General features: G+C 49.4%; 8 protein-coding genes and 1 tRNA gene. 3 read left to right on the top strand and 6 right to left on the bottom strand.

Translation table 11 applies throughout. The features are described from left to right. Nucleotides 1–123 precede the first annotated feature (123 nt). Nucleotides 124–3,651 carry an RICIN domain-containing protein gene (locus AEAE_RS05995; RefSeq protein ID WP_094690248.1) on the bottom strand — a complete coding sequence of 1,176 codons (3,528 nt, stop codon included), beginning with the start codon at nucleotides 3,649–3,651 and terminating at the stop codon, nucleotides 124–126. A 320-nt stretch (nucleotides 3,652–3,971) separates the two neighbouring features. Between AEAE_RS05995 and AEAE_RS06000 the strand changes: the two genes are divergently transcribed. Both AEAE_RS06000 and AEAE_RS06005 read left to right on the top strand, forming a co-directional pair. Further along, nucleotides 3,972–6,104, top strand: coding sequence for an LTA synthase family protein (locus tag AEAE_RS06000; RefSeq protein WP_158520549.1), 2,133 nt, complete (start codon nucleotides 3,972–3,974; stop codon nucleotides 6,102–6,104). Between the two features lie 148 nt (nucleotides 6,105–6,252). Next, nucleotides 6,253–6,340, top strand: a tRNA-Ser gene (locus AEAE_RS06005). Between the two features lie 40 nt (nucleotides 6,341–6,380). Here AEAE_RS06005 and AEAE_RS06010 read toward each other — a convergent pair. The 5 genes from AEAE_RS06010 to AEAE_RS06035 form a co-directional block, all read right to left on the bottom strand. After that, complete coding sequence (locus AEAE_RS06010) at nucleotides 6,381–6,728, bottom strand: hypothetical protein (protein WP_094690250.1); 348 nt, start codon at nucleotides 6,726–6,728, stop codon at nucleotides 6,381–6,383. 302 nt (nucleotides 6,729–7,030) lie between these two features. After that, the gene (locus AEAE_RS06015; protein ID WP_094690251.1) at nucleotides 7,031–7,507 is read right to left on the bottom strand and encodes a hypothetical protein; all 477 of its coding nucleotides are present in this window, start codon (nucleotides 7,505–7,507) and stop codon (nucleotides 7,031–7,033) included. Nucleotides 7,508–7,534: 27 nt separating this feature from the next. Next, the gene (locus AEAE_RS06020; RefSeq protein WP_094690252.1) at nucleotides 7,535–9,436 is read right to left on the bottom strand and encodes a hypothetical protein; all 1,902 of its coding nucleotides are present in this window, start codon (nucleotides 9,434–9,436) and stop codon (nucleotides 7,535–7,537) included. A gap of 33 nt (nucleotides 9,437–9,469) precedes the next feature. Further along, nucleotides 9,470–10,381: a hypothetical protein gene (locus AEAE_RS06025; RefSeq protein ID WP_148139982.1), complete on the bottom strand. Its 912-nt coding sequence runs from the start codon at nucleotides 10,379–10,381 to the stop codon at nucleotides 9,470–9,472. 695 nt (nucleotides 10,382–11,076) lie between these two features. Next, the gene (locus tag AEAE_RS06035; protein ID WP_094690255.1) at nucleotides 11,077–12,639 is read right to left on the bottom strand and encodes an alpha-N-arabinofuranosidase; all 1,563 of its coding nucleotides are present in this window, start codon (nucleotides 12,637–12,639) and stop codon (nucleotides 11,077–11,079) included. A 420-nt stretch (nucleotides 12,640–13,059) separates the two neighbouring features. On the opposite strand from AEAE_RS06035, the gene AEAE_RS06040 reads away from it, so the two are divergent. Next, the gene (locus AEAE_RS06040; RefSeq protein WP_094690256.1) at nucleotides 13,060–13,935 is read left to right on the top strand and encodes an NmrA family NAD(P)-binding protein; all 876 of its coding nucleotides are present in this window, start codon (nucleotides 13,060–13,062) and stop codon (nucleotides 13,933–13,935) included. Nucleotides 13,936–14,012: the final 77 nt, after the last annotated feature.

Raw genomic sequence — 14,012 nt, forward strand, 5'->3', positions numbered from 1 at the left:
GCAGGGCAAACACCCTGCCGCATTTTCGTAGTGTTAATCTTGGGAATCGTGAGTTTTCGCAGTGATAATCGTCAGCGCTTGAACTTGCGAGCCTAGTGAACAAGTATCGCCAGGCTCAGAACCTCAGCCTATCCATCGTTGCGCTGCAGTACCGTTATCAGTCCACAAGCGAATATTCGTTCCATTTGCTACTCGCGCAGAATCAAGATCAATGACATAGCTGGGGTCCATTGCCGAGTGGAAAACGAATGCGTTCCCAACTCGCACAGCTATCCATTTTTGTGCGCGCGAATTGTTCTTGGTGTACTGCCAGATGTTTTCTCCTCGAGTAGAACGAGCCCACTGAACATCGAGTGCTTTACCTGTAGAAGCATTAGTCAGCGTGACGAAACCTTGGAAATCATGGGAAACAATCCATAACTGTGCGGATGCTCCATTCTGTTTCCACAGCCAGATATTCGTCTGATCGTTTCGGAAGCCTCCATGCAGGTCAATGACATAATCTTGGTTGGCTGCTGAGGCAAACCGATGAGCTCCGTCGGAAAGCTGATAGCGGAAGGCCTTTGCCATTGCATCTGCTCGAGCAGTTCCCACGAGAGGGCTTTGTAGATTCCATGCTTGCGCAGGTGTTCCATCCGTCTTCCACAAGCGCACGTTCGTTGCATCATGCATGAAGTTGCTGTCAATATCGAGCGCATACGAGGAATCGAGAGCAGAGAGAAGAACAATTCCGCGTGATGTCTTCTGTGCAATCCATTTTTGACGGTATTGACTTTCATCAGTTGTGTTCAATCGAACCAACTGGTCAACATTCACTGCTTGTCCCGCTTTCCCAGAGGAAACGGTAAGCACTTTTCCGGTTCCCACGTTGGTCAACTGAACATACCCGTGAGAATCGTGCGTGAGATTCCACTCTTGCGCAGATGTTCCGTTTTGACTCCATAGGCGAGCATTTGCGTGATCTGCGGTGGAAGCTGAATCAATATCGAGAACAAATTGGCTATTGGATGATGCAGCAAACCTGTATGTGCCATCCTCCACATCATTGCGATGTGATTGAGCTAGTTCATCGAGTTGCTGACGCTGCGTCTGCTTTTGGGGTGCCAAATCAGATGCTTGTAATCCCACTACTCTGAACTTCTGAGCTGAGGAGCCATTGCCTTCCCATTGTTGCAGCTGTGAACCATTTGAGGTATTTGCGGAAGGAATATCGATGAAGAGACCCGAGTCGAGGTTTTGGAACATAACTGTTCCATTCCCTCCATCTCTGACTACCCATTTCTGTGCTTGAGTTCCATTGGCCTGGTACTGCTGAACTGAGGCACCCTTTGCGTCTGAACCATCACGAACCTCAAGCAGTTTGCCTGAATTGCGATTTGCGATGGTATACAGTCCATTGCCCACTGAGGTGAACTTATACACTTGGGCTTGCGTTCTATTCCATCTATACACTTGGGCGCGAACGGAATTGCCCTTCTGCGCGGATGGTATATCCCACACCTGGTTACTTGCAGAAGAAGCCTGAATTTTCGCCATTCCTGAAGGAATAGAAACAGTGGATGAAGAGAGTATCCATTTCTGAGCAACATTGAGGTTAGGAGACCACAACTGCACGCGATTACCATTGGCAGTGCTTCCACCTGCAAGGTCAATCACCATATTGCCCAGCACTGATTGGATATACACTTGGCCGTTGCCTGCAGAACGCAGAATCCATCGTTGTGCTCGCGTTCCGTTAGGCTTGTATTGCTGAAGGTCCTTTCCTTTTACCAACTGTGCGGCAGAAACTTCCAGCGCTTTACCTGATCCCACGTTAATAATGGTGTATGTTCCATCACTATTGCGCGTGAACCGATACTTCTGGTTTTTCAGTTGGTTACCATTCCACACCTGCAGCCCAAGATTATCAGTGGCGCTTGCTCGGGGAACATCAAGTGCGACCTGGCCAGAATTCACCGCCGAGTTAATGTAATACTCACCATTAGGAATGTTCACTTGCGGATATCGAGTAATATCAACGCCTGCTTGATCACTTCCCTGCTGGCCTTGCCAAGGGTTGGATACTGGCTCGGTGTAACCGAAGGCATTGAGGTCAACATTACCGGCTATACCCGCAACTCGGCCTTCAGAGGAGTACTGCCAACCAAAGAACTTCGACGGTGAGGTGAAGTTGCGATACTGCAGCAAAGCACCATATTGCGCAACCCAGCCAGCCTTGGCATGCAAGTTCGGCGTGTTCAAATAGGTGTTATACCAGCTGGTGCTTGCATACAGTGCCAAATTTTTGTACCCATTGGCTTGCAGTGCTGCCCACCAGTTGTTGGCGATAGAGTCGTAGGTGCTGCTTGGCAGGCGGTAGTATTCGAGGTCGTAATACACTGGCAAGGATAGGTCGCTGGGGCTTACGCCATAACGGCGCAACAGATTAACAGTGTGCATACCTTCGTCGTATGCCTCTTTTCCGTTCTCCGCGTAGGAGAAAAGGTAGACGCCAAAGGGAATGCCATGCTTTTTGGCCTGCTGAATGTTATATTGCGCAGAAGTATCAATACCACCCGTACCGTAGCCGATACGAATGATGACACCTTGAATACCGGAATCCTTCACTTGATTCCAGTCAGGGTAGCCTTGCCATTGAGAAATATCAGCGAAGAGTCGGGCTTGGTAGACCATTGTTCTTCCCTGGTAATCTTTGAAAGCTGCGCCACCAGTGTCAGAACCCCAGTGTGCACCATACTCATTGCCTTGGAAAGTAGTGGCTTGAGTGGAACCAGCGTATTTACCTGCGCTCGTTGCCAAGGTTGCGCCAGGGATGTGAGCGCGAGCGAAAGTACCATGAACCGCGCCATCACTGCTGCTCTGGTCTGCCTCATGTGCGGCACTTGTATTCACCGAACCTTGAGGTGAGGCCGCAGAAGAGTTTTCGGCTTGTTGCGATTGGCTAGACTGACCAGCCGCTTGGCCAGCTTGATCACCTTGGCCAGCTTTTGCAGTTGAGTTGCCGTCCTGGTTATGCTGAACCTGGGTTTGCACGCGAGCTTGCGAACTGCGGCCTGCCTGTGCCATTTCCTCACGAACGCGAGAGACGGGGACGCGCAGGAAGCGATGGCCATTGCTCAGTGCAAAAGGATCTGCAGGGTGATCTGGAGTGCCCACTAAAGCTGGATCAGTGACCTGCTCACCGGTGTCGAGGCGCCACACCGTAGAGTTATCGGCGCTGATCGCATAATCGGGGCCTACCACGTCAGCATCATCAGGGATAGATGCTGCGATCTTTTCAGGAAGAGCAACGGTAGGGTTCTCCTCATACATGTTGTGGTTAGCCTGTGCGCTTTGGCTTTGTGAAGCATCTTGCTGTTGTAGAGAGGTAACAGGTGCCTGTTCAGTGCGGTTAGTAGAAGAAGGAGCAGGCGGGTTTAACGTGGAATCGACATCAGGAACACCTGCAGATTGTTGCTGCGCAACACTTTCTTGTTGAGCGTCAACTGTACGAACATGGTTATCCTGCTCAGGTGCTGCAAGAGCGGCAGTCGCCAGTTGCGTACCTGAAGCAGCCATGACACCTGTAGCAAAGGTAGCAGCAAGGGCAGTGCTCGTCTTTTTCACCTTTTCAACGGTTTGCGATGGCTTCGCATGCTTGCCTCGTACCATAATTCCTCCTCAAACTTCTCTCTTCTTATAGTATAGAAAAAGCATTAGTTCCTCACTGTTTCCTCTCCTTGCTGGAGGAAAGCTGAAGGCAAACTATTTCCTGTAACGCTCCCAATGATGTGATGCGCACAATGAAATGAATCGGTAGCGATTGCGCTTGAAAAGCTTCCCTACAGAGTGTTTATTCCTCTGGCGGCGATGCTATCGATTATGATAAACCCCATATATTTGTATGCTTGGGCAAAATTGAGGTGAAAGTAATGAACCTTCCTGATGCGATCCAATCTTTCTTCTCTCTGTGCTCCAACAAATATAAAGCAATGAAGGGGTGGATAGAACGAAACTGGCCGCTGTATGATGAGGTCAACAAAACCCATCAACCTGCCTGGTTATATTGGTTCCGCCATCAATGGTTCATCTATCCTCTATTTCTTTTCCTCCTACCCGGCCTGAGCATTTTTGCCTTGCAATGGGGAGTGAATGCGAACAATCTCATTAAGGGTGCTTCCCTTACCAGCTTTTCGGATTTTTTTGCTCACGCATATACGGAATCACTGTTTACTACTGAGCACCGTCTCGCCCTCAACTACCTCATTCTCTTTGCTTTTTACCTCGCCCTTGTTATCATCACCAATCGTTTCTGGCTAGCTACTGCAATCTATTCTTCGCTCATCATCGTGTGGATGGTGTCAAATCGCTTAATGGTTGCCTTAAGGAATGCGACAGTTACTCTTCAAGATGTTCAAGCAGCACTGTCTCTTGGCGGTGGCAATCTCACTTCATTTCTTAATAAGGAAAGTAAAGCTCTCATCTCCACAACTGTATGGATTGTTATCTCTGCCATCTTGCTTTCTATTATTTTCCGGCTTCTCTTTGGTAAGGCACGATTGTTGTGGTTTAAGAATCGTTTGATTCAAATTCCTTTGCGCATCATCGCCATTTTCTCCACTATCCTGTTCGTAGCAAATTTTTCTCTCAACTTGGGAACAAGCGGAACCTGGGCCTACAGATTCGCTCTGTCCATGGATGATGACCCAGCAATGTGGAGTACTTTGCTCGATGCACAACAAAATGGTGCAGCGGTATCTTTCACTCGTTTCATCAACACAACCGTAATGAAGAAACCGAGTAACTATTCACAAAGCACCATGAATAAAATTGCCCAACGCTACTCCAAGGTAGCCAAGGAGATGAATCAAACGCGCAACACCTCTCTGACTGATCAGACTGTCATCATGGTGCTCTCTGAATCATTTGCGGACCCTACGCGCGTTCCGGGCTTGTCGTATAGCGAAGACCCGATGCCATTTATTCGTTCCCTGAAATCACAGACGACGTCTGGGCTTATGCTCTCTTCTGGCTATGGTGGAGGAACTGCTAATCTCGAGTACCAGGCTCTGACTGGCATGAGTACAGCTATTTTCTCTCCTTCGGTCATCACACCATACCTGCAGGTCACTTCGCACCAAGAAACTGCATTTAGCTTTAACCAAATGTGGAATACAGCAGATAAATCTGTGCAGCATGCTCTTTCTGACCAATCTGGAAAGAGCAGCAAACTCATTAACCGCGGATCCTTTGCTATCCACCCCTATACCTCAAGCACCTATTCTCGTTCCAAGATCTTCTCTGATAAGTTTCTGTTCCGCTTCTTCTATACCCAGGATGGACCGAACTACATTTCTCAAGAATCTCGCATTGAAAACGATCCGCATATCTCCGATGCCTCTGCTTATTCAGAAACCTTGCATCAGCTCAATCGTGAGAAGGGCAATCAGCCTGTCTTCGTCCAGTTGAGCACTATGCAAAACCATCTGCCTTATGGAGATTGGTATCCTTCTCGCAGTTTGAGCGTTTCTGGCGAGCTACATCAGGATGATGCTACTGCTTTGAACACCTTTGCTCGTGGTGTTCAATACACTGACCAGGCAACACAACAATGGCTTGAAAAGCTTGACCAGTTGAAGAGGCCAGTAACTGTGATTTGGTATGGTGACCACCTTCCAGCCAACTATCCTGACCAGATTGCCAACGCAGAGAATAGCCTCATCTTGCATGAAACCGATTACTTTATCTGGTCCAACAGCGCAGCTCGGGCTCTTGGCTCAGGTAACCAGCCAATTGGTAATGCTGCTTACACCTCCCCCAACTATTTCATGGCTCAGGCAGCAGAGCATATGAATGCTAAGGTTTCTCCTTACCTTGCGTTCCTTACTCAAGCTCATGCCCAGATTCCAGCTATCGAACCAACTTTGCAAACATCATCAGATTGGTCGAAGAATACTGATATCCAGCCGAATACGTATTTGGATTCTGAAGGAAACCCGATTGAGCCTCAGAAGATGACAGATGAGCAGAAAGAAATCCTGAAGGATTACAAGCTTATTCAATATGACATGACCGTAGGTAATAACTACCTGACCCAGGAAGGATGGACTGCATTGAGTAAATAGAAAACTTTATACGTTCGCTGCTTCTGTAGTTTGCTCTGTAGTTTGCAAAAGTAGCGAACGCTGACTTTCCCCAAAAAAATTCGACACACCGCAATTTCTCCGCTTGGATTTCTCAGCGAATTGTGTTAGGGTTAGCAAGTTGCCCGATGGAGGATTCGCCTAGTGGTCTATGGCGCTCGCTTGGAAAGCGTGTTGGGTTAACGCCCTCGCGAGTTCGAATCTCGCATCCTCCGCCATTTACCCGCTGTTTTTCGGAAGCAGCGGGTTTTATTTTTCTTACAGGTCAAAGACGATACCTGTAACCAACTCGATAGCTTTCTGCGCAAACCGCACAAGCACGTCGTAGATTATCTCTAAACGCGGTTCAAGAGGATCCTTCAAGCGTTTGCGAAGCCAAACAAGCAATAACCTACATTGGTCAGCATTGAGGAAATCAACGTCCCCTGGATCAATAAGTGAGTGGCAGAGATCATCGACAGGAGTAACAAAATCCTTATCAAGCAGGCCTTCATCCTCCTTAGTGAGCTCAAACACTTCGATTTGTTCTTTCCGCGCATTGTTCGTCTCAGGAATGTAACCGTAATAGTGAAGGCCTTGGAAATCTCGAATCAGAATAAGTCTCATATCCGCATTCTCTCTATTGAGAGTGTCTCATAACTGCCACTTTGTTGTATCCAGTTACCGTTTTCACCTACGCTGCTGCATTCCGCCGCCTGACACTCACCACGCCCGCGCACACGAGCAGAGCAAGGCCCGCTACTGCCGCACTGATAATCCAGAGCGATACTTCATGCAGAGATTTCTTCTTCTCTCTTTATTCTATCCACTTGTCAGCTAGAGTTAAACACACTGTGAGAATTTGTTTATTATTTTCCTGTTACAGAGTACTTTCAACACACTATTCACAGTCTGGCTTTCCAGCTCTCTCAGCTGCAGCGAGTTCGTAGCCTGAGGGCGAGAAGAGCAAGAAGAATTCCTGCAACAGCAACGCTGATAATCCAAAGCCATACGGTGCTTGCCTGGCCACCAGCCCGAGGCAAACTCCTCGCGACAACGTGAAGGCGCGGCATCATGGTGACCGTGACCTTATGTTCAGAAACTTCGCCTTGATCACTCAAGAGGTGACCAGCTACGTTGTCAGATTCAAATGGGATTTTCGCCTGAGCAGAATCGAACGCCACTGAAGCATGGTCTGTCTCCACTGGCAGGAGAACGCGAGTGATAGCGTTGCGAGCCATCTTCGTGAAATCAACTTTTACGCCGGTTACGCTCTTCCAATCGCTCACTTGCGAGGCAGGAATCCATTGAATAGAGGAATCTGCCAACACCTCAGTCATGGACTTCGTCTGAACAGCAGGGTTCGTGGTGTAGAGAGCATCATAGTTATCAGATGCATCGCTCACGCTGACTCTGTAACCGTCGAGAGGGTCCTACTTGACGACGATTCCTTGCACAGGCCCGGTTAAGTGCACGTCAAGATCGCGCTTGAGTTTTGTCTTGCCATAATCAGGCCCTGTTGTGTCATCACCCGTCTTCGGGTCCACAGTCGTGTTGGCACGAGGAAGCGCGTCCACAACAACGGATGTTGGCATATCTGCCTGGCCGAAGAAGTTTTCGGATAAGGTGTAGTAGAAAGTGGAACCAGCTGTCACTGCTGAGGATTTTGGCATGGTGTCAAATTCATGTGCCGCATCGAGTGTGGTTACTACGCCTTTTTCGAAAGTGCGCACTGCTGTGGAATCGACATAGAAATGCTGTTCTACCTTCTGCACAGAGGTCCCAGCTTTCTGGGTTTTCGTGCCATACGTGCCTTCATCCCATTCCACTTGGAAATAACCATCATGGCGACCAGGCAAAATGTTATTACCCAACGGTACGCGAACACCAATCGTAGTCTGTTGAATAGCATTTTTCAGATTAGTTTCGTATTGGTTACGGTCAAGGTACATGACGAAAGCTTGTTGACCAGAGCCCTCATAGTTATCGATAACCTCGGTTCGGGTGATCATGTTATCCGAGCCATTCAAACCCTGGTATTCTGCTTTGCTCAAGTCCAAACCATGAGGAGCATAGAACACCAAGCGCAGGTTTTTATACGGCGCATCAGCATTGAGCTCAGTATTGTAATTAACGCCACCATAGGTTTCATTATTCATACGCGTAGCGAATACTGCGTGATCACCTTTCACTGGAGAAAGCGTCTGCCAATCTGTTGTAGCATTTACAAAGTCACTATCGCCTTGTTTGTAACCAGAATTCTGACCATGAATCTCGACCTGCCCTTCGCTCGGTGCAATCAAGCTGAGGGTGGCAATACGGTGGGAAGAAAGTAACAGGTCAGAGCCAACATTCGCTGACGTTGCCGATGCGGGGCTCACATAGTTGTTCTTATCCAAGTCATCAGGGTCATAACTCGTACCCTGTGGGTCCACGAACTGAGTGTAGGGTTGCATCCAGATTCCAGAGCCTGGCCTCACCACGAAATCAGGTTTCAGCGTCACAGTTACAGATTGCACTGGCTTGGAAAAGTTGAAATCAAGGCCATAACCAACATTGGCAAAGCTCCAGTTAGCAGGGTCTTCTGCAAGCTGCTGGCAATCTTTCTTCTCCTGGTCAAAACAGACAGTGATGGATTGAATATTCTTTTGCAAAGAGTACTGCGTCTGATTGACCCATTGTGTGAAAGTCCACGCGATCTTCCAGCCGCGTTGGCTATCTCCTACCCAGTTCACTGGCTCGATGAGATGATCAATCCTGGTAATCTTCAGCCCAGGAGCAGCGGTAAAGGTGAGCGACACCTTGTTTTTACTCACCAAGGTATCGTTATAAAAGCCCACATACCACGGAGAATTTGTGCTCTTATCCTTGATGTAATCCATGAGAGTTGCCGACGAGGTGTAGTCATTGTCATCCGGCGTGGGCGTATGGTTGGCGGCATCTCGCACGAGCTCCGTGAGGTTTCCCGCTTGCACATAGGTCGCCTCAGGAACGAGATAAGAAACCAGAGGGTCCATTTCACCATTCGCTTCATTCGCTGAGAAAGTATCAATCCCCTTGTCGCCAGCATGCTCGTACTGAGCTTGCGCATGGTTCGAGATTTCCACATAGTAGCGCTTGATTCCTGGGTTATACTCATCGTCGAACGTTTTATCAAGCAAAATGTCTGGGAAGGCAAGGTAAATGGGAGAAGCTTGAAGTAGCTTAAATATCCTATCTTTGCCCTGAGCCGCAATTGTTGCATCGTCAGCGCTCAACGTCAGCGTTGCAGTCCCCTTTTCCTCGTCAACAACCCATTTGTCGTTGATGCAGTCACTGGGGGCCGAACCCGCCATATTGGTGCCAGAAGTATCCTCAGCTGTCGGGCATTACAAAATTGCATGACGAAGTTTGCCATCCTTATCGGTATATGTTGGAAGATTATCAGTAATGACAATCTTGTCGATGGCATAGTAAATGGAGCGGCCAGTGAACGTGTACTTCACCGGGCGCGCAGAGCTCGCAGGAATGTAATGAATACCCGTACGAGGCTTAGTTGCAGCCTCGCCATTACCGCCGATTACCTGAATTTTTTGCGTATTGGTAGCTTGAGAACTGCCATAGTCTGGGTTGACAAACTTGGAAAAGTGAGAAGCTGCGTAATCACCATAGCGGAAGCGATGCTTGAGTGGAGAGCCTTTCTGTTCAATAAACGCACCATTGGTCGTCGCGTCAGCAAAGTAGGCGTGCAGCGGAGCCTCACTCCAAATTGTCGGGTAGCCGTCCTTGAAGCTGATGTTGATATTTCCTTCAATGGATGTGCCTTGAGCGAGGTCTTCGGGGAAGGTGACTCGGTAATAGTACGTGTCTGTTTGCTCATCGTAGCCTTGGCTCACATCGCTCGGCCATGCTACTGTGCTTCCCTCGAGGTTTTGTACGCTAAAACCGTCCACATGTTTTGCATTCTTGCCATCAATGGTGAAGCAGACAGAGGCATTCTTGCGAATCTGAGAGGTGGAGACAGAAAAGTTCATCGTGTAGTCGAACTGATTCAAGCCCAGTTCATAGTTCGGCGAAGATTGGTTATAAGCAATCTTCACTTCGTTATCTGCGGCGGAAGCACTCGCATCAGCGCTATCAAGGAGGGTCCCACAAGGAATTGCTTTCGCTGAAGAACTATTATCATCAGCAGCAAAAGCGCGGAAAGAGGTATGCATAGCGAAAGTCATCAGCGTAATGACTGCGACAAATGCAGCTATGAGTGCAGTTGTACGCTTCCACACTGTGTGGAGATTCATCATCTGCTCCTCGAGCGCAGTGAAGAAGGGACACTTCTCCCCTGTGCTCCATTCTCTCTTCCTTCAGCGCTCCTCACGACTGTGGAAAGTGTGTAATCACTTGTTCATAAGCCTGAAAAGAACGCTCTCTCTCGTATGTACGTTCTCATATTTTACTGAGGGAAGCAATCGCGTCGCCTGAGAAAATGGTAAGAAAAGAATTCTTTTCAGCACTTCCCAGATTGCCATTGCCGTATATTCATCGAATTATATAGTTACTTTTCGAACTGTTTCACTGCTATATGCCAAGAAAATAACTCTTTGTTTTACTACAGAATAAGAGAGAAATTACATGCCACATTCCTAGCTCAAGCTTGATGTGACAGCGCCACCTATGCCTGTACAGTGCACGTACAACGCACGCAGCGTTACAACACATTCAGTGCCAGAAATGAGCATAGATAGACGCATGGAAATGTGTATGAAAACATGCACGGCACTGAGCGCGGAAGCACCTTGCGAATATCCGTAATTTCACTCGCAGACTCGAGAGCTGGGTTCTTTCCTTCTTCCCACCCAGCCTCCCAGGTGCAGATGTGTGCTCCTGTGCAGGAGAAGTCTCTCATCGCACATCTGAACCTGAACAAAAGGAGCTCACAGCGCTTGCGCTGTGAGCTCCTTTTGTTTCATCAGACTGACAATCTGGAGAAACTCATAATTTAACGAACACGAAGAATGGTCCAGGAAACAGCAGGCAAGCTCACGCTTACCTCAGAGCTCTTCTCACCAGCCTCAACGCTGACAGAAGAATTCTCCTTCAAGCCAACGCGCTCTGGCTGCTCGTCTGTGTTGGCCAGCGACCAATCGTCCTCATGCAGCGTGAGAGCAGATGCGGACTGAACTGCACCAGGCACGCTCACGGTGAAATCAAGAGGCTTTTCCGTGTTGCGATTCACAGCCAGAACAGCCAGCGAACCATCAGCACAACGCAGAGCAACGGTATCGAGAGCGTCCACCTCGCCGTACTTATCCGTCGACACGTGAGAAGTATTCAAACGAGGACGCAAAACAGTAGCACCTTGCGCTGCTTGAGCAGTCTGAGCGAAGGGGAAGAAGCTCGTCTGACGGTAAGCCTTGCCCTGGGCAGGAACCATAATCGGAGCGATCACGTTGACGAGCTGAGCAATAGAAGCAGCGCGAACACGGTCAGCATGCTTGAGCAAGGTAATGAGCAAGTCGCCCACCACAACAGCATCGGCTGTCGAGTACACGTCCTCCAACAAGTGAGGAGCGACTGGCCAGTTGTCGATGCCAGAAGGAACCTTGCTTGGCTCAGAATCCAGATACCACACATTCCACTCATCAAAGGAAATGTTGACCTGATGGCTGCTCTTCGCACGAGCCTTAGCAGCATCAATGCTGGCGCTCACATCAGCGATGAAGCCATCCATATCAACGCCGGATGCCAGGAAGCTCGCCAGATCATCGTTGACCATATGGTAGTAGGCATGGCACGAAACGAAATCAACATTATTGTAGGCACGGTCGAGAACGGTTCCCTCCCAGCGGGAGAACTCAGGCATTCCATGGCCGGAGGAGCCGCAGACGACGAGCTCAACTGAAGGATCAATCTGGCGCATACCAGCAGCAACCTGCTGAACCTTGGAAGCGTATTCTTCTGCACTGGAATGACCGAGCTGCCATGGACCATCCATCTCGTTGCCCAAGCACCACAACTTAATGCCAAATGGTTCATCTGCACCATTGGCACGACGCTGCTCGGAGCGCTCTGTTCCACCGGGAATGTTGGCGTATTCGACGAGATTTAACGCATCTTCCAAGCCGCGCGTGCCGAGATTCACAGCCTCCATCATTTCCAGCGGGCGGCCGATTCCTTGGCCTTCTACATTCTTTTCGCCAGCTTTATGCAGCCAGTTCTCCATTTCATGCAGGCCTACAGCGTTGGTCTCTGTGGAGTGCCAAGCCAGGTCAAGGCGGAGTGGGCGCTGGTCGCGTGGGCCAACGCCATCTTCCCAGCGGTAGCCGGAAACGAAGTTGCCGCCTGGGTAGCGTACAGTGGTGACTCCCAATTCGCGCACGAGGTCGAGAACGTCTGTGCGGAAGCCGTCTTCGTCGGCGTATTCGCTCTCAGGGTCGTAAATTCCGCCGTAAACGCAACGGCCCAGGTGCTCGACCAGTGTTCCAAACACACGAGGGTCAACGTCAGCTACTGTGAAATCGTCATCGACGATCAGGTGTGCTTTTTGCTTCTCATCTGTCATTACAGTCACTCTTCCTTGAATGAGTTTGAAGCGATGTGTACCGGTTCTAGTGTATGTGAACGGTCACAATGTTGCTGGCAAGAAGGCTATTTCGAAAGTTTCTCTTTGCTTTCTCCTGGGGTTGTTGATGCTCGCCTTCTTTCCTTCTCTATCAGTGTAACGTTACAGAAATCGTCTGCGCAAGGCGACACCCTCTCACTCGCCCTGCCAAATGTAAACAGTTTTCCTCTTATGTAACATGAACGATAATCTCGCGTTACAAAAGCGAAGCACAATGCTACCGAGCCATCTCGCGTGTTGCAGCAACACAGAGACATGGCACTCACAGCAGAAGAGAACCACAGAAATGTCATCGTGCTGGTAATCTCACAAAGGCACGTGACAAGCAGGGAAGCAGGCTCAGAGCATTAAGGACGGACTATGAAGTACTTCATCACAGGAGCGACAGGACATTTGGGAAGTGCCCTCGTCGATGAAATGTCCACCCGCATTCCCGCTTCTGACATTCACCTGGGCATTCACGACATCAGCAAGGATTCCCAGTTTGTCGGCCGCGGCTTGCAACTTGGCCACGTCGACTATTCTGATAAAAACATGCTGACTGCAGCCTTCTGGGGCTGCGACACCGTCATCTTTATTCCTGCGAACGACCCCGATTCTTTCCATGCCGTTCACGACCTGGAACACCTTATCTATGCAGCAAAGCGCGCCAGCGTCTCGCGCATTATTTCTGTGGGCTTCATTGCCGACCAGCTCAATAACCCCTTCTTCCGCTCGGCTTACTTTGGCTACCTTCCTCGTCGCCTTGCTGAAGAAACAGATTTCGATTGGACTATCGTTCGCACTGGCCTGTACGCATACAAGCTTGCCGATGACCTTCCTTTCGTCAGCCAATCTGGCATCCTTGACTTGCCGATGGGCAAAGATTCTCAGGCTCCGTTAAGCTTCATCACCGTTAAAGATGTAGCCCATGCCATAACCGAGCTCGCCCTGCACCCTCGCGAAGAGGACAACCGTCAAACTTATACGCTCACCCAAGAGCGTTCCTATACACCGAGCGAGCTTGCCCAGTTGCTCAGCGGCGTTGTGGGCCGACCTGTGGAATACCATCCCGCAAAGCCAGAACAATATATTGCCCGTTTGAAGCAATCTGCCGTTACTGCTGACCACGCCGAACTGTCAGCAAGCTTGTATAAAGCCGGAAGCATGGGCTTGCTCGGTGAAATCACCTCCGACTACGAAAAGCTCACCGGCAACAAACCACAGACGTTGGAAGACTACCTGGCAACGCGGTAAACGCGTAGGGCACTCAACGCCCAGCTCACACCCAACGCCCAGCTCACACCCAGCGAAATGTGTTGTTTGTGTAACAG

Origin of the sequence: Aeriscardovia aeriphila, from assembly GCF_002259595.1 — a bacterium.
Taxonomy (GTDB): Bacteria; Actinomycetota; Actinomycetes; order Actinomycetales; family Bifidobacteriaceae; genus Aeriscardovia; species Aeriscardovia aeriphila.

Bases quoted from the DNA above. Each gene is read 5' to 3' on its own strand.
- AEAE_RS05995 (WP_094690248.1), bottom strand. From the start codon at position 3,651: ATGGTACGAGGCAAGCATGCGAAGCCATCGCAAACCGTTGAAAAGGTG.
- AEAE_RS06000 (WP_158520549.1), top strand. From the start codon at position 3,972: ATGAAGGGGTGGATAGAACGAAACTGGCCGCTGTATGATGAGGTCAAC.
- AEAE_RS06010 (WP_094690250.1), bottom strand. From the start codon at position 6,728: ATGAGACTTATTCTGATTCGAGATTTCCAAGGCCTTCACTATTACGGT.
- AEAE_RS06020 (WP_094690252.1), bottom strand. From the start codon at position 9,436: ATGGCGGGTTCGGCCCCCAGTGACTGCATCAACGACAAATGGGTTGTT.
- AEAE_RS06025 (WP_148139982.1), bottom strand. From the start codon at position 10,381: ATGATGAATCTCCACACAGTGTGGAAGCGTACAACTGCACTCATAGCT.
- AEAE_RS06035 (WP_094690255.1), bottom strand. From the start codon at position 12,639: ATGACAGATGAGAAGCAAAAAGCACACCTGATCGTCGATGACGATTTC.
- AEAE_RS06040 (WP_094690256.1), top strand. From the start codon at position 13,060: ATGAAGTACTTCATCACAGGAGCGACAGGACATTTGGGAAGTGCCCTC.